Here is a 24,622-nt window from a genome sequence, read left to right on the forward strand (position 1 = left end):
GTCAGATTGTCACAGGGTGTCGGAGAAGTCCTGACCCGGTGTGTTGCTGCCGGTCGTGCTCGCGTCGTCGTTCTTGTTGGCACCCGCGGGCTTGCCGGACTTGCGTGACCGCCGGAACCGGCCCGCCGGCTCGGGGACCGGTGTGGCGGCGACGTCGAATGCCTCGTTCAAGTCCGACGGTGCGGCGATGGTCGACGCCTCGTCGTCGTCGAGGGCACCCCACTCCTGTTCCGTGCGACGGGCCTTGCGGCGGTCGTTGATGCGGGCGATCTGCACGGCGACCTCGAACAGCAGGGTCAACGCGAACGCGAGCGCGAGCATCGAGAACGGGTCCTGCCCGGGGGTCGCGATCGCGGCGAACACGAACAGAGCGAAGATCAGGCCGCGGCGCCACGCCTTGAGCTTCGCGTACGGCAGAATGCCGACGAAGTTCAGCGCGACGATGAGCAGCGGTATCTCGAAGCTCACACCGAAGATGATCAGCAGGTTGATGATGAACCCGAAGTATTCCGCGCCGCCGAGTGCGGTGATCTGAACGTTGTCGCCGATCGTCAGCAGGAAATGCAGCGCCTTCGCGACGACCACGTAGGCGAGGACGGCGCCTGCGATGAACAGCGCGGCACCGGACACCACGAAGCCGATCGCGTAACGGCGCTCCTTCGCGTAGAGACCGGGCGTGATGAACGCCCACAGCTGGTACAGCCAGATGGGGCAGGCCAGGACGACGCCCGCGGTCAGCGCGACCTTGAATCGGAGCATGAACTGCTCGAACGGTCCGGTCGCGAGGAGGCGGCACGACCCGTCGTTGCTCAGGTCGGCGCGACTCGACGCGGGCAGCGAACAGTACGGCCCGCGGAGAAGCTCACCGAGACTCTCGATCCCGAGAATCTGGTGGGAGTACCAGAAGAAGCCCACCGCGGTGGTGACCACGATGGCCAGCACCGACAGGAGCAACCGCGTGCGCAGCTCGTAGAGGTGATCGACCAACGACATGGTGCCGTCGGGATTGGTCCTCCGCTTGCTGTGGCGCGGATCGAACGGAATTCGCACTGTTGTTCGCCCTAGTCTTGGTCAGCAGGCAACCGGGGTGAAGAATCACCCCGGTTGTCAGGCGGCTCGGGCTACGCCGACTTGGGCTCGGTGTGCTGCGGCTGCACCGGCGCCGGAGGGGTGACCGGTGCGGTGGTGGTGTCCGCCACGGGCAGCTCGGCGGGCGCGCTCTGCTGCGCGGTGGGCGCCGGCGTGCTGTTGTCGTTCTGCATCTCCTTGACCTCGCTCTTGAAGATGCGGAGCGAACGGCCGAGTCCGCGAGCCGCGTCGGGCAGCTTCTTGGAACCGAACAGGATGATGACGACCAGCGCGACAATGGCCCAGTGCCAGGGGCTCATGGCTCCCATGATGAAACCTCCAAAAGATCAGGTGACCCCGATGCTACCGGACATACTCGGCACCGGTCCGGTCGAAACCGGCTAGTTGCGCTGCCGTTTACCTGTCGGTTTCCCGGGTGCCCGCTGTGAGCGCAGATCGGCGAGCAGGGCGTCCCCGGACCAGTGCCGGTTCCCGCCCGCCTCGGCCCCGCGGATCAGTTCGACCAGCCTCGCGTTCACCGGTGCGGCCGTGCCCGACGACGCGGCCAGGCGCACGATCTCCCCGCTGATCCAGTCCACTTCGGTTCGCCGGCCCGCTTCGAGGTCGTCCCACATCGAGGACCGCGCGTGCGGGTCGATGGCCAGCATCCGGCTGCCCGCCACCCGGAACACCCCGTCCGGGACGGTCAGCAACCGGGGAATCCACTGCGGCGGCAGCGGTGTGAGTTTGGCGACAGCGATGCCGCGGGCGGTCAGGAGAGTCAGTGCTTCCCGCTGCGCCAGCGCGACCGCGCGCCGGAACGACCGCTGCGACAACTCCTCGCGGAGCGGCAGGCCGGACAGGGCGTTGACCGCGTTGTTCAGGTTGAACAGCAGCTTCGCCCACTGCACCGAGCGGAAGTCGTCACGTGTGTGGAGCGGCAGCCCGGCGTCGTCGAAGACCGGTGCGAATGCGCGCACCGCCGGATGCTGCTCGATCTCGAGGTCGCCCTCGGAGCCCTGGTGGAAATGCCCGTCGCCGCGGTGCACCACATTGAACGGCACCATCGCCGCGAGAACGACCTGCTCCGGCAGGGCCGCGCGGAGGGTGTCCGCATTGCCCAGCCCGTTCTGCGCACTGACTACGACCGTGTCGGAACCGATCGCCGACGCCAGCGCGGCACCCGCCTCCGGTGTCCCCGCCGACTTCACCGACACGACGACGAGATCGGCGGTGGCCGCCGACTCCGGGCCGGTGGCGAAGGCGATGCCGGGGGCACCGACCCGGACGTCCGCTCCGTGCAGGTCCGTCAGCCGTAACCCGTGTTCGCGGATCTCCGCCCCGACGCGCTCCCGCCCGATCAGGGTCACCTCGGCACCGGCCGCGGCGAGCCGGCCCCCGACATAGCAGCCGATGCTGCCCGCGCCGAAGACGCTGATCCGCAGCGGACGCCCGTCGCCGCTCATGCCTCGACGGCGTCGTAGGCGGACAGCGCCTCCACGGCGCGGCGGCGCACCTCGTCGACCAGTTCGGCCGGTTCGAGCACTCTGATTCCGGAGCCGAACCCGAGCACGAGCCGGGCCATCCACTCGAGCGCCCCGTAACTCATGCTCGCCTCGACCGAGCCGTCGGCGTCGACCGTCCGGACATCCATCGGGTAGTAGTCGAGCACCCACACGCAGTCGGCGCCGATGTGCAACCGGGCCTGGGGAAGGGACGCGTCGCCGCTGAACAATTCCAGGTTGGAATCCCGGACGAGAGCCTGCGCCGGCGGTGTGGACGCCTCGTCCAGCTCGGTGGCGGCGTCGATCCGGTCGAGCCGGAACAGCCGGACCCCCTCGGCCTGCCGGCACCACGCCTGCAGATAACTCTGATTGTCGACCAGCACGACCCGCACCGGATCCACGGTGCGCTCGGTGACGCGGTCCCGGGACGCCGAGTAGTACGTCAGGTGGAGTGCGTGCCGATGATGGAGCGCGGACCGCACCGTGGCGGCGATGGGATCTTCCGCCACGTCCTCCACCGCCTCCCGCTCCGACGCCGGCGTCACCGCCGCGCGGGCCGCCGCGGTGCCCGCGGCGTCCTCGATCTTCGCGATCGCGCTGTGCGCCGCGGACGGATCGACCATGCCCGGCATCTCCACCAGCGAACGCAGGGCAATCAGCAGGGCCGTCGCTTCCGTGGACGTCAACCGCAGCGGTCGGTCGATGCCCGCCGAAAACGTCACCTCGATGCTCTCCTCGGAGAACGAGAGGTCGATGAGGTCGCCGGGACCGTAGCCGGGCAGGCCGCACACCCACAACTGGTTGAGGTCGGACATCAGCTGCGTGGTGGTGACGCCCAGTTCGGCGGCGGCCTCGGCCGCGCTCATCCCGGGATTCGCGATGAAGTACGGCACCAGGTTGAGGAGCCGGGACAGTCTCGACGACAGCCTGTTACTCACGACGTCCCCCTTCCTCTGCGGCGTCCTTCAGCTTGGTCAGCACATCGTGGCGTAGTTCGGGCGGATCGAGAACCAGAGCGTCCGCCCCGTGGCCCGCGACCAGCCGCGCGATCCAGTCCCGGGAGCGGACCGGGATCCCGAGCACGGTGCCGGCGCGCTCGTTCACCCGCTTCGCCTCCGCCGTGGTCGCCAGTCGGCGCAGTTCCTGGGCCCGGCCCTCGGCCACCCATACGGTGGCGGTCCCGGTGACCTCCCCCGAACCGGTGACCCGGTCGACGATCTCCCGGAGGTCCACGCCCGCCGGTTTGTGGACGACCCCGGACGGTCCGAACTCCGTCACGTCGTCGCCGATCCGCGACAGCCGGAACGTCCGGACGGCCCCCCGGTCGACGTCGTGACCGACGAGGTACCACCGGCCGTGCGCTGTGACGACGCCCCAGGGTTCGACGGTGCGCTCGGTGTACGGCTCGTTGAGGGCGCCGCGGTGCGGGAAATGCACGGCGCGGCCGGCGTCGACCGCCGCCAGCAGCTTGCCGAGCGCCGGTTCGGAGCCGCGGGTGCGGGCGGGCACCGCCGTGATCGGGGTGGCCGCCGAATCCGGATCCACCTGCACACCCGCCGCGCGCAGCTTGAGCAGCGCCCCCTGGGCCGCGGACGTCAACTCCGGCGACTCCCACAGCTGGACCGCCACCGCGACCGCCGCTGACTCCTCCTGGCTGAGGTCGATGTCGGGGAGCTCGTACGCATTGCGGTTGATGCGGTAGCCCTCGACCGTCGAGAAGCGCGACGCCTGTCCGGTCTCGAGCGGAACACCGAGATCCCGGAGCTCGTTCTTGTCGCGTTCGAACATGCGGCTGAACGCCTCGTCGCTGGCGGAGTCGGCGTACCCGGCAACGCTCTCGCGAATCTTCTCGGCGGTGAGGAACTGCCTGGTGGACAACAAACAGATCACCAGGTTCATCAACCGCTCGATCTTGGAAGTCGGCACGCCCGGAAGCCTAGTGGGTGAGCCCGTTACGGACCCCCACAGCGCCGCTACATCGAGGCAATCAGGCGCTCCACCCGCTCGTCGACCGACCGGAACGGGTCCTTGCACAGCACCGTCCGCTGGGCCTGGTCGTTGAGCTTGAGGTGCACCCAGTCGACCGTGAAGTCGCGTCCGGCCTCCTGCGCCGCGGTGATGAACTCGCCGCGCAGCTTCGCCCGGGTGGTCTGCGGCGGAGTGTCCACCGCCGCCTCGATCGTCTCGTCCTCGGTGATCCGCTTCACCAGCCCCTTACGCTGCAGCACGTCGAACACGCCGCGACCGCGTTTGATGTCGTGGTACGCCAGATCCAGCTGCGCGATCTTCGGGTCGGCCAGCTCGAAGCCGTGCCGGTCCTGGTAGCGCTGGAACAGCTTGCGCTTGATCACCCAGTCGATCTCCGTGTCGACCTTCGCGAAGTCCTGCGTCTCGACGGCGTCGAGCATGCGACCCCAGAGGTCGACCACCTGAGTGACCTGCGGATCGGGATCCCGGTTCTGCAGGTGTTCCACCGCGCGCGCGTGGTACTCCCGCTGAATGTCGAGGGCGCTGGCCTGCCTGCCGCCGGCGAGCCGCACCGGGCGGCGTCCGGTGACGTCGTGACTGACCTCGCGGATGGCGCGGATCGGGTTGTCGAGCGCGAAGTCGCGGAACGACACCCCGGCCTCGATCATCTCGAGCACGAGCGCCGCCGTGCCCACCTTCAGCATGGTGGTGGACTCGGACATGTTCGAGTCGCCGACGATCACGTGCAGGCGGCGGTACTTCTCCGCGTCGGCGTGCGGCTCGTCACGGGTGTTGATGATGGGCCGCGACCGCGTGGTCGCCGAGGACACGCCCTCCCAGATGTGCTCGGCGCGCTGCGACAGGCAGAACGTGGCCGCCTTCGGCGTCTGCAGGACCTTGCCTGCGCCGCAGATCAGCTGCCGCGTCACCAGGAACGGGAGCAGCACGTCCGAGATCCGGGAGAATTCGCCGGCCCGGGCCACGAGGAAGTTCTCGTGACAGCCGTACGAATTGCCTGCCGAGTCCGTGTTGTTCTTGAACAGGTAGATGTCGCCGCCGATGCCTTCCTCGGCGAGCCGCTGTTCGGCGTCGATCAACAGCTCCTCGAGAACGCGCTCCCCCGCCCGGTCGTGGTTGACCAACTGGATGAGGTTGTCGCACTCGGCTGTGGCGTATTCGGGGTGCGAGCCGACGTCCAGATACAGGCGGGCACCGTTCCGGAGAAACACGTTGGAGCTCCGGCCCCACGACACCACCCGCCGGAACAGGTAGCGCGCAACCTCGTCCGGGCTCAGTCGCCTGTGACCATGGAAGGTGCAGGTCACACCGAACTCTGTCTCAATTCCCATGATTCGTCGCTGCACACCTCGACAGTACAACGCCGATCACCCGGCGGAGCGGTAAAACCGTCCGGCGACACCTCGCGCATACGCTGAGATGGTGAACCGACACTTACGCCGAATCCACCGGGCCGACGAGATCGTCTTCGACCGCAGCGCCGATCTGAGTCCCTCCGGGCTCGACCGGGCCATGCGCTTCCTCAGCCGCGCGGCCGACAAGGGGCTCCTGTGGTGGTTCGTGGCGGCGGTACTGGGACTGGTCGGCGGGCACGCCCGCCGCGGTGCTGTGCGCGGACTGCTGTCCCTCATGATGGCGAGCGGTCTGGCCAACGGCATCCTCAAACCGCTGTTCCCCCGGCGGCGCCCGCCCGCCCGCGTCTGGACGAACGTGCTGCGCGGGGTGCCGATCCCCCGGTCCTCGTCGTTCCCGTCGGGTCATGCGGCGTCGGCGGCGGCGTTCACCACGGGCGTGGCCCTGGAATCGCCTGCGGCCGGTGCCGTCGTGGCCCCGCTCGCCGCCGCGGTCGCGTACTCCCGCGTGCACAACGGCGTCCACTGGCCGACCGACGTTGCCGCCGGGCTGATACTGGGCGGGGCCGTCGCGTCGGGCACCCGCCGCTGGTGGGCGGTGCGCACGGAGGAACCGGCGGAGTTGGGCCCCACCGTCGACGCACCGGCACTTCGGGGCGGTGAGGGCCTGCTCGTGGTGGTCAACCCGGAGTCCGGGCCGGACAGTGTCGATCCCAGTGAGGAGATCACGACCGCACTCCCCAAGGCCGACGTGCGCGCCCTCGACACCGACCGCGATTTCGCAGAACAACTCGACGCCTGGGTGGCCGACACGGATCCGCGCGCCCTCGGGGTGTGCGGTGGAGACGGGACCGTGGTCGCCGTCGCATCCGCGGCAACGCGTCACGCGCTGCCGCTGGCGGTGTTCCCGGGCGGCACGCTCAATCACTTCGCGCGGGATGCCGGCGCCGACATCTCGGACACGGTGAACGCCGTCGAGACCGGGCATGCGGTTCTCGTCGATCAGGCCGTCGTCCACACCGATGTCGCGGAGCCGGCGCCGTTCCTCAACACCGCCAGTCTCGGCGGCTATCCCGACGCGGTGCGACTGCGGGAGAAGTGGCAGCCGCGGTACGGGAAGTGGCCCGCGGCATGTGTGGCGATGATTCGGATTCTCTCCGCGGCAACACCGCTCGCCGTCACCATCGACGGCAGGCCCGTGAAGGTGTGGATGTTGTTCGTGGGGAACGGTCGGTATTCCCCCGGCGATCAGGTTCCGATGTCGCGTCCCGCCATCACCGGCGGACTGCTCGACGTCCGGTACGTGCGGGCCGACCGGCGAGCGTCCCGGCCGCGGCTGCTGTTCGCCGCCGCCACCGGGACGCTCGGAAGCAGCCGGGTGTACGTGCGATCCCTGGTGCCCCGGCTCACCGTCCGCGTGGACGGCTCGCCGGTCGCGCTGGCCACCGACGGTGAAGTGGTGGCCGACGCCCTGCGGTTCGACTTCCGGACGGTGCCGGGAGGGATCGCGGTGTACCGGCCTCAGTCCTGAGGGTCGGCGGGCTTCGTCTCGGTGTCCGGCTTCGACTCCGGAGCGGGCTCCGAGGCGGGCGCAGGTTCTGCGGGGATCAGCTGTTCGAGCGCCGGTCCGGTGATCCGCCGGAACGCGCGGCGAGGACGGGACTGGTCGAGCACGGCCACCTCGAGGCTGGCCACGTCGACGTTCCGCTTCTCGCCTTCCCCGGCACCGCCCTGACGCAGGGCGTTGACCGCGATACCGACCGCCGCCTCGAGATCGAGGTCGGCACGGTACGACTCGCGCATGGCGGTCGCGATCGGCTCGGTCGTGCCACCCATCACGACGAAATGCTGTTCGTCGACGATGGATCCGTCGTAGGTGATGCGGTACAGCTGGGGAGCCTTCGGGCTGCCCACGCGCCCGACCTCCGCGACGCAGATTTCCACCTCGTACGGCTTGGGCTGTTCGGTGAAGATCGTGCCCAGGGTCTGTGCGTACGCGTTGGCCAGCGATCGGCCCGTCACGTCACGGCGATCGTAGGAGTAGCCGCGCATGTCGGCGTGGACGATCCCGGCGCGCCGCAGGTTCTCGAACTCGTTGTACTTGCCGACGGCCGCGAACCCGAGACGGTCGTACAGTTCGCTGACCTTGTGCAGCGCGGTGGAGGGATTCTCGGCAACGAACAGCACGCCGTCGCGGAACGTGAGCACCACGACGCTGCGTCCGCGGGCAATTCCCTTGCGCGCCAGTTCCGAGCGGTCCCGCATGATCTGCTCGGCGGACGCGTAATACGGCATGGTCATCGCGCAGACCCCCCTTCTTCGGTGCGCTCGGCGACGATGCGCCGAGCCAACTCGGACGTCGTCTCCTCGGACACGTGCACGGCACCGGCCTGGGTGATCGTGACCGCGGTCGGGTAGATGCCGCGGGTCAGGTCGGGCCCACCTGTGGCCGAGTCGTCGTCGGCCGCGTCGTACAGCGATTCGATGGCCGCCCGCAGGGCGGTCTCCTCGTCGCTGTCCGGCGAGTAGATCTTCTTCAGTGCCGACTTCGCGAACAACGATCCCGAACCGACCGCGTGGTATCCGGCGCGTTCCTCGTACCGGCCGCCGACGACGTCGTACGAGACGATCCGGCCCGCGTGCGCCTCGTCGTCCGCGTCGAGGTCGTAGCCGACGAGCAGCGGGACGACCGCGAGACCCTGCATCGCCGCCCCGAGGTTGCCCCGCACCATCGACGCCAGGCGGTTCGCCTTGCCGTCGAAGGTCAGCTGAACGCCCTCGATCTTCTCGTAGTGCTCGAGTTCGACGGCGAACAGGCGGACCAATTCGATGGCGATACCCGCGGTGCCGGCTATGCCGGCCGCCGAATATTCGTCGGTGACGTACACCTTCTCGACGTCCCGGCTGGCGATCAGGTTGCCCTGGGTCGCGCGCCGGTCGCCGGCGAGCAGGACGCCACCCTTGTAGGTGAGCGCCACGATCGTCGTTCCGTGCGGTGCGAGATCACCGCTCTCCATCCCGTCACCACCCCGTGTCGAGTGCGAACGATGGCCGATCCGATTCTCCGGCAGCATTTCTGGTGCGTGACCACGCAGATACTCGGTGAACGAGCTCAGATTCGAACCGAAACTGAGCCTCGTTTCACCGTCGCCTGTCCGCAATGCCGGTCGATCCGCCGTCACTGGCCGCCCTTCTGGACATAGGCCCGGACGAAGTCCTCGGCGTTCTCCTCGAGTACGTCGTCGATCTCGTCGAGCAGGTCGTCGGTGTCCTCGGCCAGCTTTTCGCGACGTTCCTGACCCGCGGCACCGTCAGCGCCCGGGGTGTCGTCCTCGTCGCCGCCACCAGTTCGTTTGGTCTGCTCTTGTGCCATCGCAGCCGACCTCCTTGTGTGAAGGGAGCTCTTCTTCCGAGCGTCCTGTCCTGCCAAGCAGTCTGACTACATCATCCGCTCGGACCTTCACCCTACCGAGCGTCGCCGCCGCACGTGTGCCGACGCGACGGCGAGTTCCGGCGCAGATCCGTCCGCGATCGGTCGACGGGTCAGTTCGTGAGCTCGTCGACGAGTTCTTTCGCGGTCTCCACCGACTCCAGCAACTCCCCCACGTGCGCCTTGCTGCCCCGCAACGGCTCGAGGGTGGGGATACGGACCAGGGAGTCGCCACCGAGATCGAAGATCACCGAATCCCAGCTCGCGGCCGCGATGTCGGCGCCGAACTTGCGCAGGCACTCACCCCGGAAGTAGGCGCGGGTGTCGGTGGGCGGGGTGTCGACGGCGTCGAGCACCGCCTGCTCCGACACCAGCCGTTCCATCGACCCGCGGGCGACCAGCCGGTTGTACAGACCCTTGTCCAGGCGGACGTCCGAGTACTGCAGATCGACCAGATGCAGTCGGGGCGCGGACCAGTTGAGGCCCTCGCGGTTCCGGAAACCCTCGAGCAGCCGCAGCTTTGCCGGCCAGTCCAGCAGGTGGGCGCACTCCATCGGGTCCCGTTCGAGAAGGTCGAGCACCATCGCCCACTTCTCGAGCAGATCGGCCACCCGGGGGTCGTCGTTGCCCTCGGCGGACATGAACTTGTCGACTCGGTCCAGGTAGATCCGCTGCAACGCAAGCCCGGTCAGTTCCCGGCCGTCGGCCAGCGCGACGGTGGCGCGCAGCGTCGGGTCGTGGCTGATGTGGTGCACGGCGGTCACCGGGCGGGCCAGCTGCAGGTCGGTGAGGTCGACACCGGCCTCGATGAGATCGAGGACCAGGGCCGTCGTCCCGACCTTCAGGTACGTCGACATCTCGGCGAGGTTCGCGTCGCCGATGATGACGTGCAGACGCCGGTACTTGTCCGCGTCCGCGTGGGGTTCGTCGCGGGTGTTGATGATGCCGCGCTTGAGTGTCGTCTCGAGCCCGACCTCCACCTCGATGTAGTCGGCCCGCTGGGACAGCTGGAAGCCGGCCTCGTCACCGGACTGGCCGATGCCCACCCGGCCCGACCCGCAGATCACCTGACGGGACGCGAAGAACGGGGTCAGCCCGTTGATCACCGCGGAGAACGGCGTGGCCCGTGACATCAGGTAGTTCTCGTGGGTGCCGTACGACGCGCCCTTGCCGTCCACGTTGTTCTTGTACAGCTGCAGTCGCGGGGCGCCGGGGACGCTCGATGCGTGCCGGGCGGCCGCCTCCATCACCCGTTCGCCTGCCTTGTCCCAGATCACGGCGTCCAGGGGGTCGGTGACCTCCGGGGCCGAGTACTCGGGGTGCGCGTGATCGACGTAGAGGCGTGCGCCGTTGGTGAGGATCATGTTGGCCGCGCCGACCTCGTCGGCGTCGATCACCGGCGCCGGGCCGCTCAGCCGGCCCAGGTCGAATCCGCGGGCATCGCGCAGCGGGGATTCCACCTCGTAATCCCATCGGGTGCGCTTGGCGCGCGGCACTCCCGCTGCCGCCGCGTAGGCCAGCACCGCCTGGGTGGACGTCAAGATCGGATTGGCCGAAGGCTCGCTGGGTGAGGAGATTCCGTACTCGACTTCGACACCGATGATCCGCTGCATGCTGCCGAGCCTATGCGATCACCCACATCACCCGGCGGCACACTCCTGCCGCGCGAGCCGTCCGCGCCCGGCGACTAGTCCGGCGAGCACTCCAGGTACTGGTCCGCCGAGATCGCCCGGAGTACCGTGCGGACCCCGGCGGGAGCCCAGGAGTGGGTGCTGTCGGTGACGACGCTCGGGTCGGTCAGGTGTACCGTCCGGCGCCGCGTCACGATGGTGCATCCGCCCGCCGCCACCACGTTTCGCACCCAGTCGCTCTGCGCGCCGTACGTCAGGGCGAACCGGTAGCGGCCGTCCACGACGAACACGTTGACGGGTGTGCGATAGGTCTTGCCCGACCTGCGGCCCCGGTGCTCGACCATGGCGAACCCGGGCAGGATCGTCGCGACGTGACGGCTCACCTGATTGGTGACGACCCGGTTGAATCGGGCGACCGAACGCGGCAACGCCATGACCTCTCACCCCTTCGGCACCGGAACGAGCAACCGACCTCGACAGTACCGACGTCCGCCGGGGTGCTGGCAGGATCGACACATGGATTCCGCACCGAACACCCCACCCGGCACGGACGAAGTGGTGGCGGTGTTCGACAGTGCGGGACGACCGGTGGGGTCCGCTGCGCGTTCCCGCGTCTACGCCGAGGGGCTGTGGCACGCGAGTGCCGGCGTCCTCGTCCGGTCCGGCGACGGGAAGCGCCTCTACGTCCACCGACGCTCGGACACGAAGACGGTGTTCGCCGGACATCACGACTGCCTGGCGGGCGGGGTGGTCGATCCCGGGGAGACCCCGGAGGAGGCCGCGAGCCGGGAGCTGGCGGAGGAACTGGGCATCACCGGAGTGTGCCTCACCCCCATCGCGAGGGTGGCGTGGGACGGGCACTGGCGGGGTTTGCGGCTGCGCTGCCACCTATACGCCTACGAGACGCACTGGGACGGGCCGATCGTCCACCAGGCCAGCGAGATCGCGTCGGGCTGGTGGTGGACGCCCCACGAACTGGTGACGCATCTGCACGACCCGCAGTGGCCGTTCGTTCCGGACACCCGGGCGCTCCTCGAGGACTACCTCGTCACACGGGACCGCTGACGCAGACGCCTGCGCGGCGGGAACCGTGTTCGGGTTCCCGCCGCGCAGGTGATGCCGGACGGCCTACAGGTACTGGCCCGTGTTGGATTCGGTGTCGATGGCGCGGCTCGCGCTCGCGTTCTTACCGGTGACCAGCGTGCGGATGTAGACGATCCGCTCACCCTTCTTGCCCGAGATCCGGGCCCAGTCGTCGGGGTTGGTGGTGTTCGGCAGGTCCTCGTTCTCCGAGAACTCGTCGACGATGGAGTCGAATAGGTGCTGGACCCGCAGACCCGGGGCACCGGTGTCGAGCACCGACTTGATCGCGTACTTCTTGGCGCGGTCGACGATGTTCTGGATCATCGCACCGGAGTTGAAGTCCTTGAAGTACAGGACCTCCTTGTCGCCGTTGGCGTACGTGACCTCGAGGAAGCGGTTCTCCTCGCTCTCGGCGTACATGCGGTCGACGACCCGTTCGATCATCACCCGGATGCAGGCCGTGCGGTCGCCGCCGAACTCCGCGATGTCGTCGCTGTGCACCGGCAGCGTCTCGACGAGGTACTTCGAGAAGATGTCCTGTGCCGACTCCGCGTCGGGGCGTTCGATCTTGATCTTCACGTCGAGGCGGCCGGGACGCAGGATCGCGGGGTCGATCATGTCCTCGCGGTTGGATGCGCCGATCACGATGACGTTCTCGAGTCCTTCGACACCGTCGATCTCACTGAGCAGCTGCGGCACGACGGTGGTCTCGACGTCGGAGGAGACACCCGATCCGCGGGTGCGGAAGATCGAATCCATCTCGTCGAAGAACACGATCACCGGGGTGCCCTCGGACGCCTTCTCCCGGGCCCGCTGGAAGATCAGCCGGATGTGCCGCTCGGTCTCGCCGACGAACTTGTTCAGCAGCTCGGGGCCCTTGATGTTGAGGAAGTAGGACTTGGCTTCCTTGCTGTCCTGCCCCCGCGCCTCCGCGATCTTCTTCGCGAGCGAGTTGGCGACCGCCTTGGCGATGAGCGTCTTACCGCACCCGGGCGGACCGTAGAGGAGCACACCCTTCGGTGGCCGCAGCTCGTATTCGTGGAACAGGTCTTTGTGGAGGAACGGCAACTCGACGGCGTCGCGGATCTGCTCGATCTGCCGTCCGAGGCCGCCGATGTCGTCGTAGTGCACGTCGGGAACCTCTTCGAGGACCAGATCTTCGACCTCGGCCTTGGGGATCCGCTCGAACGCGTACCCGGCCTTGGTGTCGACGAGGAGGGAGTCGCCCGGCCGTAGTTTGCGGGTGGGCGATTCCGCGTCGTACGCGATCGACTCCCTCTCGCTGTCCTCGTACACGGTGGCGAGGGGTTCGGCCAGCCACACGATCCGCTCCTCGTCGGCATGGCCGACCACGAGGGCGCGCTGACCGTCGTCGAGGACCTCGCGCAACGTGCTGATCTCACCCACACGCTCGAAGTTGCCCGCTTCCACGATCGTGAGGGCCTCGTTGAGGCGCACGGTCTGGCCGAGCTTGAGGGTCTCGGCGTCGACGTTCGGGGAGCAGGTCAACCGCATCTTGCGCCCGGAGGTGAACACGTCCACGGTCTGATCGTCGTGCACTCCGAGCAGCACGCCGTACCCGCTCGGCGGCTGGCCGAGGCGATCGACCTCTTCTCGAAGGGCGATGAGCTGCTGACGGGCCTCCTTGAGGGTGTCCATCAGCTTGGTGTTCCGGATGGACAGCGAATCCACTCGCGATTCCATCTCACGAAGCTGTTCCGGCGACTCCGCGAGCTGCCTGCGCAGTGCCGACGCCTCTGCGCGCAACGCCTCGAGCTCTCGTGCGGCCGCAACCGAATCGGGGTTCTCTGTCGAGCTCATGTGCGTCTCCTCCCAATGAGATCTATCAACGCTACCGGCACTGCCCGAATTCTGCGCCGTGACACGGATTCTGCCGATTGCGAATCGGCATACGTGACGCCCTGGGCCACCGAACCTCTCATGTTAGCCTTACCTACCTGTCGAGCAGTTTCTCTCTGTTCTGTGTAACGAAAGGGTTCGTCGTGATAATCCGCAAGCCCCTGAACGGAACATCCTTCATCGGTGGGTCCGTGGTTGCCGTCGGCGCGGTGGTCTTCGCGCTCGGGATGTCGGCCTGCTCGTCCGACGACGCTTCCGACACCGCGGCAGCGACGTCCGCGGCCACGTCGTCCGCGGCAGGCGAGGCGGTTGCCGCGCCCACGTCGGACGAACTGCTCGGTACGCTCCAGGTCCTCGTGGACCCCGCCCGACCGGTCGACGAGAAGACCGTCGTGGTCGTCGACGGCGACGAACGCCGCCCGAATCTCGAGGCCATGACGGCGGCGATGGCCAACTACCCGGTGTCCTTCACGGTCACGGATGTGCAGGTAGAGGGCGATACCGCGACGGCGAACGTCGCGATCGTCAGCCCGCACGGCACGGCCGCTCCGACCGCGTGGACGTGGGAGAACGTCGACGGCACCTGGAAGGTGTCGGACGAGAGCACGTGCACCCTGCTGGGCATGGCACGCGCCGGCTGCAGCTAGCTTTCCCTCCTTCGGCGGCGCCCTCTCCGGTCGCCGCCGAAGGCGTGTCTCAGCCCTTGCCCGACCGGCGCTGCGGCTTGGGGGTGACGGTTCCTTCGGCGAGACGCCGGGCGCTCACCAGGAACGCGGTGTGGCCCTGCATCCGGTGTTCCGGGCGCACGGCCAGCCCGACGACGTGCCACCCGCGAACGATCGATTCCCAGGACCGCGGTTCGGTCCAGCACTCCTGCTCGCGCATCGCCTCGACCACCTTCGAGAGCTGCGTCACAGTGGCGACGTAGACGATGAGCACACCGCCGGGAACCAGCGCCTTGGACACCGCGGGCAGCGCGTCCCAGGGGGCCAGCATGTCGAGGACCACCCGGTCGACCTGACCGCCCGCCGCGTCGGCGTCGAACTCGGCAACGTCGGCGATGGTCAGATCCCAGTTCTCGGGGCGTTCCCCGAAGAAAGTCTCGACGTTCCGGACCGCGTGTTCGGCGTGGTCGTCGCGCACCTCGTACGAGATGACCCGGCCTTCCGGACCGACCGCCCGCAGCAGTGAGCACGTCAGGGCACCCGAGCCGGCACCGGCCTCGAGCACGCGGGCGCCGGGGAAGACGTCGCCCTCGTGCACGATCTGCGCGGCGTCCTTCGGGTAGATGACCTGCGCCCCGCGGGGCATCGACAGGATGTAGTCGACGAGCAGCGGACGCAGCGCGAGATATGGGGTGCCGTTGGTCGACTTGACCACGCTGCCCTCGTCGGTGCCGATCAGGTCGTCGTGCAGGATGCCGCCGCGGTGGGTGTGGAACTCCTTGCCGGCCTCCAGGTTGACCGTGTAGTGCCGGCCCTTGGCGTCCGTCAACTGGACTCGATCGCCCACCCGAAACGGTCCGCTCGGTCGCGTTTCGCGTCCCACCATCGTCACCGACTCCTCAGCCTGTTCGTCCGGCGCCGTCCGACGCCCACACCGCGCCCCGACTCGACTGTCGGACCGGGGGCCTACCCTGCCAGGTGTGAGCATCTCAGAGTCGCCAGCCCCCGTCACAAAGGGTTCCCCGTCACAGCCCGGCGACACTTCGGCCACCCGCAGGCGCCCCGCCCTGTCACCGTCCCGCGCCGGCGACTTCAAGCAGTGCCCGCTCCTCTACCGTTTCCGCGCGGTCGACCGGCTTCCCGAGGCGCCGTCGCGCGCACAGGTGAAGGGCACGGTCGTGCACGCCGCACTGGAGACCCTGTTCGGGCTGCCCGCGGCCGAACGCGTTCCGCAGAAGGCGGTCGATCTGATCCTCCCGTCCTGGGAGCGCATCCTCGCCGAGGCCCCCGACCTGATCGACCTGGTCCCCGACGAGGAGCGAGACGCGTTCCTCGACGAGGCGCGTTCCCTCGTCACCGCCTATTACGAGCTGGAGGATCCCACCCGGTTCGAGGCCGAATCGTGCGAACAGCGCGTCGAGACCGAACTCGCCGACGGGGTGCTGCTCCGCGGATTCGTCGACCGCATCGACGTCGCCCCCACCGGTGAGGTGCGGGTGGTCGACTACAAGACCGGCCGTGCGCCCCGCGAGATGTCCGAGTCCAAGGCGCTGTTCCAGATGAAGTTCTACGCGCTGGTCCTGCTCCGCACCCGCGGCATCGTCCCCGCGCAGTTACGGCTGCTGTACCTCGCGTCCGGCACGGTCCTCACCTACGCACCCGACGAGGACGAACTGCTGCGGTTCGAGCGCACGCTGTCGGCGATCTGGAAGGCCATTCTGGCGGCCGGGGTCACCGGCGATTTCCGACCCAAGCCGAGCCGGCTCTGCGACTGGTGTGATCATAAGTCCCTGTGCCCCTCGTTCGGTGGAACGCCGCCTCCCTACCCGGGATGGCCGGAGGGGCCCGCCGAAGACGCACCGGGTTTCGAGGAGATTGTCGAATGAGTTCCGAGTCCTATTACGTACCACTCGGTTCGGAAGCACTGAGTGCGCCGGAAGTGGACTCGGACCAGAAGATCACCGTCGAGCGGTTCGACAGCACGGATCTGACGATCAGCGTGTGGGCCGAGACGATGCAGCACGGTGCTCCCCCGTCCGCGCTGCTCGTGCGAGCACTCGAGCGCTGCGCCCCACGCGACGATGTGCGTCTCACGCGGGTCGTGGTCGAGATCCTCGGTCCCATCCCGATCGCCGAGCTCGAGGTCCGGTCCTGGGTACAGCGACCGGGACGCCGGGTGGAGCTGGTGGTCGCCGAATTGTGGACCGTCGGCGACCGGCCCCGTGCCGTGGCGCGGGGCTCGGCCTGGCGGATGGAGACCGTCGACACCAGCGACGCCGTCCACGTCGTCGACCCGCCACTCGAACCGCGGTCCACCGGGCGGGACGGCAAATTCAGCGAGGCCTGGAATTCGGGCTACCTGACGACCCTCGACTGGCGGTGGATCGCCGAGATGGGATGCGAGGGCCCGGGCAAGCTGTGGGCGAAGCCGAGGCCCACACTGGTTCTCGGCGAGACCATGACGCCGCTCGAGCGGCTGTTCGCCATCGCGGACATCGCCAACGGCGTGGGATCGAAACTCGACCCGGCAGACTGGACGTTCCTCAACACCGACCTCACCGTGCACATCTTCCGGGTCCCCGAGGGCGACTGGGTGGGGGTCAGCTCCGAGACCTCCATCGGACCCGACGGAGTGGGCATGTGCGCGGGCGTGCTCTACGACGAGACCGGCGCCGTCGGCCGGATCGCCCAGACCGTACAGGTCCGCGCCCGCCCCTGAGCGGAGCGAGCGCGGATCGTGTTGCGGGCGGGGCGAACGCGGATCGTGTTGCGGTGGAGCAAGATCAGAGTGCGCGGCAGGACCGGATGTTGGACGCGAGGATGGCCTTGGCGCCGAGGTCCGCGAGTTCGTCCATGACTCCGTTGTGGCCCTTGATCGGGACCATCGCCCGGACCGCCACCCAGTTCTCGTCGGCGAGCGGCGACAGCGTCGGCGACTCGAGGCCCGGGGTGATCTTCAACGCGTCGTCGAGGATCGTCTTGGGGCAGTCGTAGTCGAGCATCAGGTTCTGCTGCGCGAACACGATGCCGCGCACCCGCTCGACCAGCTGGTTGCGTGCGGAATCGTCGTCGGGCGAGCCGGCGCGCTCGATGAGCACACCCTCGGAGTCGCACAGGGTGTCGCCGAACGCGACCAGGTTGTGCTGGCGCAGCGTGCGGCCGGAGCCGACGACGTCGGCGATGGCGTCGGCGACGCCGAGCTGGATCGAGATCTCCACGGCGCCGTCGAGGCGGATGACCGAGGCCTCGATGCCGCGTGCGGACAGGTCGTCACGCACCAGGTTGGGGTAGGACGTGGCGATCCGGAGCCCGGCGAGGTCCTCGACCGTCCAGTCCTTGCCCGCTGGGGCGGCGTATCGGAACGTGGAGCGGCCGAAGCCGAGCGACAGCCGTTCGGCGACCGGGGCACCCGAGTCGCGGGCGAGGTCGCGGCCGGTGATGCCGAGATCGAGTTCACCGGAACCGACGTAGATCGCGATGTCCTTGGGACGCAGGAAGAAGAACTCGACCTGGTTGGACGGGTCGAGGACGGTCAGGTCGCGGGAGTCGGTGCGACGACGGTAGCCGGCCTCGCTGAGGATTTCGGCGGCGGACTCGGACAGCGAGCCCTTGTTGGGGACTGCGACGCGCAGCATGACGGAGGGTTCCTTTCGGGAGCGGGTGGAGGAGTCTCGATCACCGATCACAGATGTCGGTAGACGTCCTCGAGCTTCAGGCCCTTACCCACCATCAGCACCTGCGTCCAGTACAGCAGCTGAGAGATCTCCTCGGCGAGCGCCTCGTCGCTCTCGTGCTCGGCGGCGATCCACACCTCACCCGCCTCTTCGAGAATCTTCTTTCCCTGCGAATGGACGCCGGCGTCCAAGGCGGCAACGGTGCCGGACCCCTCGGGGCGGGTAGCGGCACGCTCGGTCAGCTCGGCGAACAGGGATTCGAAGGTCTTCACGAGGACCCATTGTTTCACGCCGCCGCGGACCTCTCCGAACCGGTCACCACCCGAGTGTGCGGCGACTCTCGAACCGGCGGACCTCACCCGAACGGGGATCGGTGAACTCGATGGCCCGCGCCAGCAACCGCAACGGGGTCGAGAAGTCGCCAGGCTCGGAACGCCGGAAGTCCGGGTAGTAGTTGTCGCCCTCGATCGGCAACCCCAGCGACGACATATGCAACCGCAGTTGGTGTGTCCGGCCGGTCTTCGGCAGCAGGCGGTACCGCGCGCGGCCGTCGCGGGTATCGAGCAGGTCGACGACGGTCTCACTGTTCGGTTCGCCCGGTTCCTCCGTCGCCGTCATGATCCCGTGTTCCTTGACGATGCGACTGCGGATGGTGCGCGGAAACGCGAGCGCGGGGTCGTGCCCGGCGACGGCCTCGTATTCCTTGGTGACCTGCTGGGAGACGAACAGTTCCTGATACGGCCTGCGGTCTTCCCGCCTGATCAGGAACACCAGAACGCCGGCCGTCATCCGGTCGAGCCGGTGCGCCGGCGTCAGGTCGGGCAGGTCGAGCGCCCGCCGCAGCCGCACGACCGCCGTCTCGGTGATGTGCGCGCCCCGCGGGATGGTCGCGAGGAAATGGGGTTTGTCGATAACCACGAGGTGGTCGTCGCGGTGCAGGATGTCGATCTCGAACGGAACCGGGATCTCCGGTGCGGGGTCGCGGTAGAAGTACACGAAACGAGTCGGGGCATAACGGGTCCCGCGGTCGACCACCCTGCCGTGTTCGTCGACGACTTCCCCGCCGTCGATCAGCGACAGCCAGTGCGCGCGTTCGTCCGGGTACGTCTCGACCAGGAATTCGGCGACCGTCTTCGTGCCGACGCCCGCCGGCATCCGGATGCGGTCGGGTCCGAGGCCGTTGCGGACCGGCAGGGGCGCCCCCGCCACCTCAGCCCGCCCTGTTCTCGGTGCAGTCGGCGCAGACGAGCACGAGTTCGCGGCCCCGGTCGTCCGGCAGATTCTCGTACCGGGACGTCGGACCCCCGCACGTGCTGCAGCGCCCCAGGGTCTTGGCCTGATCGCTGAACTCGATGCTCATCCGCTTGTCGAAGACGTACAGCGACCCCTCCCACAGGCCCGTGTCGCCGAATGCCTCGCCGTAGCGGACGATTCCGCCGTCCAGTTGGTAGACCTCACCGAACCCGCGCGAGCGCATCAGCGAGGACAGGACCTCGCACCGCACTCCCCCGGTGCAGTACGTGACGACGGCCTTGTCCTTGAGATGGTCGTACTTGCCGCTGTCGAGTTCGTGCACGAACTCGCGCGTGGTCGACACGTCGGGCACGACGGCGTCCCGGAATCGGCCGATCTCCGCCTCGAATCCGTTGCGCCCGTCGAAGAAGACGACGTCGTCACCGCGGCCCTCGACCAGGCGGTGCACCTCGTCGGGCGCCAGGTGGGTACCGCCGCCGACGACGCCGTCCGCGTCCACCTTCATCTCGCCCGGCGCACCGAACGTCACGATCTCCGGCCGCACCTTGACGCTCAGCCGCGGGAAGTCGTCACCGAGCCCGTCCGACCACTTGATGTCGGCGTCCTTGAACGGCGCGTAGCTGCGGGTCCCCTTCACGTACCGCTTGACGTCGCGGATGTCGCCGCCGACCGTCGCGTTGATGCCGTGCTCGGAGACGAGGATCCGTCCGGTCAGGTTGTTCGCCTCGGCGAGTGTGTACTGCCACAGCCGTATCGCCTCCGGGTCGGCGAGCGGAGTGAACACGTAGAACAGCACGATTTTCGGAACAGCCACGGGAAACCAGACTACCTAGAGACGGACACCACTCCGCTGCGCCCACACCTCGGCGAGGTCGGCACCGGTGAGGCCCTCGAGACTGTCCCGGAACACCCGCCCGGGGCCGTCGGCCACCGCGATCTCGCACGGGACGACCAGGACGACGCAGCCCGCGGCCTGCGCGGACGCCGCACCTGTGGGCGAGTCCTCGATGGCGAGGCACTGCGACGGATCCAGCCCCAGCAGGGCCGCGCCCCGCAGATACGGGTCGGGATGCGGTTTGCCTGCCGGTACCTCGTCGCCGCACACCGAGTGGTCGAAGTGGTGCCTGCCGAGCGTCTCGAGTGCCCGCTCGGTGAGGCGGCGCTCGGTGTTGGTCACCAGTGCCGACCTCAGGCCGTGCGCCCGGACGGTCTGCAGTGCGTCGTGGGCGCCCGGCCGCCACGGGATCCCGTCGCCGAACAGTTCCTCGACGCGGGTGAACATCCATTCCTTGGCCTCGGCGAGCGCCGCCGGGTCCCGGTCGAGCCCGAGGGCGTCGAAGATGACGCCGAGAGCGTTGGCGCTGGACGCACCGATCGTCTTCAGCCGCGTCTCCTCGGTCATCGGACCGCCGAGGTGCAGCGACAACTCGCGGACCGCGACGTCCCACATCTTCTCGGAATCGAGCAGCGTTCCGTCCATGTCCCACAGAACACCTGCGAGACCGTCGAATGCATCAGACATTGAAGTACTTCGCTTCGGGGTGGTGCAGCACGAACGCATCCGTGGACTGCTCGGGATGCAACTGCAGTTCCTCCGACAACTTCACACCGATCCGTTCGGGTTCGAGGAGGGCGACCATCTTCGCGCGGTCCTCCAGGTTGGGGCAGGCGCCGTACCCGAAGGAGTACCGGGCACCGCGGTAGGCGAGGTCGAAGAATCCGGACACCTCGGACGGGTCCTGCTCGGCCACGTTGTGCCCGCCGGGCAGCACGAGTTCCTCGCGGACCCGTTGATGCCAGTACTCGGCCAGCGATTCCGTCAGCTGCACGCCGATACCGTGCACCTCGAGGTAGTCGCGGTAGGCGTTGGCGGCGAACAACTCGTTCGCGAAGTCCGCGATCGGCTGCCCCATCGTGACGAGCTGCATCGGGAACACGTCGACCTGACCGGTCTCCTTCGCCTCGGTGCGGGACCGGACGAAGTCGGCGACGCACAGGAAGCGGTCGCGGTGCTGGCGCGGGAACGTGAACCGGAAGCGTTCCTCCGCGTCGGGTGTCGGGTCGGTGAGCACGACCACGTCGTCGCCCTCGGACACCGCGGGGAAGTAGCCGTAGACGACGGCGGCGTGCGCGAGGATTCCCTCGGTGCTCAGCCGGTCCAGCCAGTACCGCAGGCGGGGGCGGCCTTCCGTCTCCACCAGTTCCTCGTACGTGGGACCGTCGCCGGAACGTTGCCCGCGCAGACCCCACTGCCCGAGGAACAGGGCCCGCTCGTCCAGCAGCCCCGAGTAGTCGGACAGCGACACACCCTTGACGATCCGGTTGCCCCAGAACGGCGGGGTCGGGACCACGATGTCGGTGGCCACGTCGGATCGCTCGGGCACCTCGATCGGGGTCTCGGCGGCCTTGCGCTTCTCCGCGATCCGCTTGGACCGCTCGTGGCGTGCCTTGCGTTCGGCCGCTTTCTCGCGGGCCGCGATCGCTTCCGGGCTGTCCGGGTCGGGTCCGCCGCCACGCTTGACGGCCATGATCTCGTCCATCCGGTGCAGGCCCTCGAACGCGTCCCGCGCGTAGCTGACGTCGCCCTCGTACACCTCGGCCAGGTCGTTCTCCACGTACGACCGGGTCAGCGCGGCGCCGCCGAGGAGGACGGGGAACTTCTCCGCGACACCCTTGGCGTTGAGTTCCTGCAGGTTGTCCTTCATCACCACGGTCGACTTCACGAGCAGCCCCGACATGCCGATGACGTCGGCCTTCTGCTCGATCGCCGCGTCGAGGATCGTCGCGATCGGCTGCTTGATGCCCAGGTTCACCACGTCGTACCCGTTGTTGCTCAGGATGATGTCGACGAGGTTCTTGCCGATGTCGTGGACGTCGCCCTTCACGGTGGCGATGACGATGCGGCCCTTGCCGTCCTCGTCGGTGGCCTCCATGTGCGGTTCGAGGTACGCCACGGCCGCCTTCATCACCTCGGCCGACTGCAGCACGAACGGCAACTGCATCTGCCCGGATCCGAAGAGTTCGCCGACGGTCTTCATGCCGGACAACAGGGTCTCGTTGATGATCGCGAGTGGCGGCTTCTCCTCCATCGCGGCGGTGAGGTCGTCGTCGAGGCCGTTGCGTTCGCCGTCGACGATGCGCCGTTCCAGCCGCTCGAACAGCGGCAGCGCCGCCAGTTCCTGGGCGCGGGATTCACGCGCCGACGCCGCGGAGACGCCCTCGAACAGTTCCATCAGCTTCTGCAGCGGGTCGTAGCCCTCGCGGCGGCGGTCGTAGACCAGGTCGAGTGCCGTTTCCCGCTGTTCGTCGGGGATCCGTGCCATCGGCAGGATCTTCGACGCGTGCACGATCGCGGTGTCCAGGCCGGCCTCGGTGCACTCGTGCAGGAACACCGAGTTCAGGACCTGCCGGGCCGCCGGGTTGAGACCGAACGAGATGTTGGACACGCCGAGGGTGAAGTGCACCCGCGGATGCCGCTTCTTGAGCTCACGGATCGCCTCGATCGTTTCGATGCCGTCGCGGCGGACCTCTTCCTGACCGGTGGAGATCGGGAACGTCAGCGCGTCGATGATGATGTCGGACTCGTCGAGGCCCCAGTTCGCGGTGATGTCGTCGAGCAGGCGCTCGGCGATGCGGACCTTGTGCTCCGCGGTGCGCGCCTGGCCCTCCTCGTCGATGGTCAGCGCGACGACGGCGGCGCCGTGCTCCGTGACGAGCCGCATGATCTTCTGGAACCGCGAGTCCGGGCCGTCGCCGTCCTCGTAGTTGACGGAGTTCACGGCGCACCTGCCGCCGAGATGCTCGAGTCCGGCCTGCAGGACCGCGGGCTCGGTGGAGTCGAGCATGATCGGCAGCGTCGACGACGTCGCGAACCGGCTCGCGAGGGCGGCCATGTCGACGGCACCGTCGCGTCCGACGTAGTCGACGTTGAGGTCGAGCATGTGGGCGCCGTCGCGGGTCTGGTCCTTCGCGATGTCGAGGCACTTCTGGTAGTCCTCGGCGATCATCGCCTCGCGAAATGCCTTGGAGCCGTTGGTGTTCGTGCGTTCACCGATCATCAGGATGCTGGCGTCCTGCTGGAACGGCACCGCCGTGTACAGCGAGGACGTCCCCGACTCGTGAACCGGGTTCCGCTCGGCCTTCTCGACCAGACGGACCGCTTCGGCCACCTGCCGGATGTGCTCGGGAGTGGTGCCGCAGCAGCCGCCGACCAGACCGAGTCCGAACTCGGTGACGAAGCCGCTGAGCGCCTCGGCGAGCTCCTCCGCGGTGAGCGGGTACTCGGCGCCGTTCGGGCCGAGCTGCGGCAGTCCGGCGTTGGGCATCACCGACACCGGAAGGGAGCTGTACTTGGACAGGTGGCGGAGATGTTCGCTCATCTCGGCGGGACCGGTCGCGCAGTTGAGGCCGATCATGTCGATACCGAGCGGCTCGAGCGCGGTCAGCGCGGCACCGATCTCGCTGCCGAGGAGCATCGTGCCGGTGGTCTCGACCGTGACGTGGGTGATGATCGGCAGCCGCGAACCCAGCGTCTCCATCGCCCGCTGACTGCCGAGGATGGCGGCCTTCACCTGCAGCAGGTCCTGGCAGGTCTCGACGAGGATCGCGTCGGCTCCCCCGTCGATCATGCCCATCGCTGCCTCCGCGTAGGCGTCGCGGAGGATCGCGAACGGCGCGTGGCCCAGCGTCGGCAGCTTGGTTCCCGGTCCCATCGAGCCGAGGACGAAGCGGCCCATGCCGTCGCGTCCGGGCCCCATCTCGTCGGCCACGTCACGCGCCAGCCGGGTGCCCTTCTCGGCCAGTTCACGGATACGGTCCGAAATGTCGTAATCGGCGAGGTTGGGTAGGTTGCACCCGAACGTGTTGGTCTCGACGGCGTCGGCCCCGGCCTCGAAGTACGCGCGGTGGATGTCTTTCAGCACGTCAGGGCGGGTGTCGTTGAGGATTTCGTTGCAGCCTTCGAGCCCGAGGAAGTCGTCGAGCGTGAGGTCCGCGGCCTGCAACATGGTGCCCATGGCTCCGTCGCCGATGACAACGCGCTGGTTCAACGCATCGAGCAGGGCAGAGTGAAATGGCGCAGACATGCCGTCCAGACTAGTGGGCGCGCGAACCAA

Annotated in this window: 24 protein-coding genes; 5 read left to right on the forward strand and 19 right to left on the reverse strand. The window is 68.2% G+C overall.

What is annotated here, in order from left to right:
* Window positions 1-9 precede the first annotated feature (9 nt).
* From tatC to pafA, 6 genes are all read right to left on the reverse strand, one after another.
* Window positions 10-1,050: a twin-arginine translocase subunit TatC gene (gene tatC, locus PSR88_RS04255; protein ID WP_009473512.1), complete on the reverse strand. Its 1,041-nt coding sequence runs from the start codon at window positions 1,048-1,050 to the stop codon at window positions 10-12.
* A gap of 71 nt (window positions 1,051-1,121) precedes the next feature.
* Window positions 1,122-1,397, reverse strand: a complete 276-nt coding sequence (gene tatA / locus PSR88_RS04260) for a Sec-independent protein translocase subunit TatA (RefSeq protein WP_005563470.1) — start codon at window positions 1,395-1,397, stop codon at window positions 1,122-1,124.
* A 72-nt stretch (window positions 1,398-1,469) separates the two neighbouring features.
* Window positions 1,470-2,534 carry a 2-dehydropantoate 2-reductase gene (locus tag PSR88_RS04265; protein WP_016880749.1) on the reverse strand — a complete coding sequence of 355 codons (1,065 nt, stop codon included), beginning with the start codon at window positions 2,532-2,534 and terminating at the stop codon, window positions 1,470-1,472.
* Complete coding sequence (locus tag PSR88_RS04270) at window positions 2,531-3,511, reverse strand: helix-turn-helix transcriptional regulator (RefSeq protein ID WP_009473514.1); 981 nt, start codon at window positions 3,509-3,511, stop codon at window positions 2,531-2,533. The genes PSR88_RS04265 and PSR88_RS04270 overlap by 4 nt, the downstream gene beginning before the upstream one ends.
* On the reverse strand, window positions 3,504-4,499 hold the full coding sequence (locus PSR88_RS04275; RefSeq protein ID WP_016880750.1) for a helix-turn-helix transcriptional regulator: 996 nt from the start codon (window positions 4,497-4,499) through the stop codon (window positions 3,504-3,506). Before PSR88_RS04275 ends, PSR88_RS04270 begins: the two co-directional genes overlap by 8 nt.
* 47 nt (window positions 4,500-4,546) lie before the next feature.
* Window positions 4,547-5,905, reverse strand: coding sequence for a Pup--protein ligase (gene pafA / locus PSR88_RS04280; RefSeq protein ID WP_012687833.1), 1,359 nt, complete (start codon window positions 5,903-5,905; stop codon window positions 4,547-4,549).
* 73 nt (window positions 5,906-5,978) lie between these two features.
* Between pafA and PSR88_RS04285 the strand changes: the two genes are divergently transcribed.
* Entirely contained in the window at window positions 5,979-7,442 is a 1,464-nt protein-coding gene (locus PSR88_RS04285; protein ID WP_016880751.1) for a phosphatase PAP2 family protein, read from the forward strand.
* Here the strand turns inward: PSR88_RS04285 and prcA are convergent.
* The 5 genes from prcA to PSR88_RS04310 form a co-directional block, all read right to left on the reverse strand.
* Window positions 7,433-8,212 carry a proteasome subunit alpha gene (gene prcA / locus PSR88_RS04290; protein ID WP_011594076.1) on the reverse strand — a complete coding sequence of 260 codons (780 nt, stop codon included), beginning with the start codon at window positions 8,210-8,212 and terminating at the stop codon, window positions 7,433-7,435. The genes PSR88_RS04285 and prcA overlap by 10 nt on opposite strands.
* Window positions 8,209-9,093: a proteasome subunit beta gene (prcB, locus tag PSR88_RS04295; protein ID WP_016880752.1), complete on the reverse strand. Its 885-nt coding sequence runs from the start codon at window positions 9,091-9,093 to the stop codon at window positions 8,209-8,211. Before prcB ends, prcA begins: the two co-directional genes overlap by 4 nt.
* Window positions 9,090-9,284, reverse strand: a complete 195-nt coding sequence (locus PSR88_RS04300) for a ubiquitin-like protein Pup (protein WP_007299058.1) — start codon at window positions 9,282-9,284, stop codon at window positions 9,090-9,092. Before PSR88_RS04300 ends, prcB begins: the two co-directional genes overlap by 4 nt.
* Before the next feature lie 170 nt (window positions 9,285-9,454).
* Window positions 9,455-10,954, reverse strand: coding sequence for a depupylase/deamidase Dop (dop, locus tag PSR88_RS04305; protein WP_007299057.1), 1,500 nt, complete (start codon window positions 10,952-10,954; stop codon window positions 9,455-9,457).
* Window positions 10,955-11,028: 74 nt separating this feature from the next.
* On the reverse strand, window positions 11,029-11,406 hold the full coding sequence (locus PSR88_RS04310) for a nitroreductase family deazaflavin-dependent oxidoreductase (RefSeq protein WP_009473519.1): 378 nt from the start codon (window positions 11,404-11,406) through the stop codon (window positions 11,029-11,031).
* Between the two features lie 82 nt (window positions 11,407-11,488).
* On the opposite strand from PSR88_RS04310, the gene PSR88_RS04315 reads away from it, so the two are divergent.
* The gene (locus PSR88_RS04315) at window positions 11,489-12,037 is read left to right on the forward strand and encodes an NUDIX domain-containing protein (protein WP_016880753.1); all 549 of its coding nucleotides are present in this window, start codon (window positions 11,489-11,491) and stop codon (window positions 12,035-12,037) included.
* A 63-nt stretch (window positions 12,038-12,100) separates the two neighbouring features.
* Here the strand turns inward: PSR88_RS04315 and arc are convergent, their stop codons facing one another.
* Window positions 12,101-13,876, reverse strand: a complete 1,776-nt coding sequence (gene arc, locus PSR88_RS04320; RefSeq protein ID WP_009473521.1) for a proteasome ATPase — start codon at window positions 13,874-13,876, stop codon at window positions 12,101-12,103.
* Window positions 13,877-14,058: 182 nt separating this feature from the next.
* On the opposite strand from arc, the gene PSR88_RS04325 reads away from it, so the two are divergent.
* Window positions 14,059-14,562, forward strand: coding sequence for a hypothetical protein (locus PSR88_RS04325; RefSeq protein ID WP_016880754.1), 504 nt, complete (start codon window positions 14,059-14,061; stop codon window positions 14,560-14,562).
* Between the two features lie 49 nt (window positions 14,563-14,611).
* Here PSR88_RS04325 and PSR88_RS04330 read toward each other — a convergent pair whose 3' ends face one another.
* A complete protein-coding gene (locus PSR88_RS04330) occupies window positions 14,612-15,466 on the reverse strand; it encodes a tRNA (adenine-N1)-methyltransferase (protein WP_009473523.1) in 855 nt (284 codons plus the stop codon).
* A 94-nt stretch (window positions 15,467-15,560) separates the two neighbouring features.
* On the opposite strand from PSR88_RS04330, the gene PSR88_RS04335 reads away from it, so the two are divergent.
* Together PSR88_RS04335 and PSR88_RS04340 are read left to right on the forward strand one after the other, a co-directional pair.
* On the forward strand, window positions 15,561-16,466 hold the full coding sequence (locus PSR88_RS04335; RefSeq protein ID WP_016880756.1) for a RecB family exonuclease: 906 nt from the start codon (window positions 15,561-15,563) through the stop codon (window positions 16,464-16,466).
* Window positions 16,463-17,299, forward strand: coding sequence for a thioesterase family protein (locus tag PSR88_RS04340; protein WP_009473525.1), 837 nt, complete (start codon window positions 16,463-16,465; stop codon window positions 17,297-17,299). The genes PSR88_RS04335 and PSR88_RS04340 overlap by 4 nt, the downstream gene beginning before the upstream one ends.
* Before the next feature lie 64 nt (window positions 17,300-17,363).
* Here PSR88_RS04340 and hisG read toward each other — a convergent pair whose 3' ends face one another.
* Genes hisG through metH form a run of 6 tightly spaced genes read right to left on the reverse strand, consistent with a single transcriptional unit; the run spans window position 17,364 to window position 24,592 of the window.
* Window positions 17,364-18,215, reverse strand: coding sequence for an ATP phosphoribosyltransferase (gene hisG, locus PSR88_RS04345; protein WP_011594080.1), 852 nt, complete (start codon window positions 18,213-18,215; stop codon window positions 17,364-17,366).
* A gap of 47 nt (window positions 18,216-18,262) precedes the next feature.
* On the reverse strand, window positions 18,263-18,544 hold the full coding sequence (locus tag PSR88_RS04350) for a phosphoribosyl-ATP diphosphatase (RefSeq protein WP_009473527.1): 282 nt from the start codon (window positions 18,542-18,544) through the stop codon (window positions 18,263-18,265).
* Window positions 18,545-18,569: 25 nt separating this feature from the next.
* Window positions 18,570-19,463 carry a pseudouridine synthase gene (locus PSR88_RS04355; RefSeq protein WP_009473528.1) on the reverse strand — a complete coding sequence of 298 codons (894 nt, stop codon included), beginning with the start codon at window positions 19,461-19,463 and terminating at the stop codon, window positions 18,570-18,572.
* Window position 19,464: 1 nt separating this feature from the next.
* Window positions 19,465-20,322 carry a rhodanese-related sulfurtransferase gene (locus PSR88_RS04360; RefSeq protein WP_016880758.1) on the reverse strand — a complete coding sequence of 286 codons (858 nt, stop codon included), beginning with the start codon at window positions 20,320-20,322 and terminating at the stop codon, window positions 19,465-19,467.
* Between the two features lie 15 nt (window positions 20,323-20,337).
* Window positions 20,338-21,030 (reverse strand): HAD family hydrolase, encoded by a 693-nt coding sequence (locus PSR88_RS04365; protein WP_011594082.1) that lies wholly within the window; start codon window positions 21,028-21,030, stop codon window positions 20,338-20,340.
* A complete protein-coding gene (gene metH, locus PSR88_RS04370) occupies window positions 21,023-24,592 on the reverse strand; it encodes a methionine synthase (RefSeq protein WP_011594083.1) in 3,570 nt (1,189 codons plus the stop codon). Before metH ends, PSR88_RS04365 begins: the two co-directional genes overlap by 8 nt.
* Window positions 24,593-24,622: the final 30 nt, after the last annotated feature.

It is taken from the genome of Rhodococcus sp. DK176 (assembly GCF_038447315.2).
GTDB classification, from domain to species: Bacteria; Actinomycetota; Actinomycetes; order Mycobacteriales; family Mycobacteriaceae; genus Rhodococcus_F; species Rhodococcus_F jostii_A.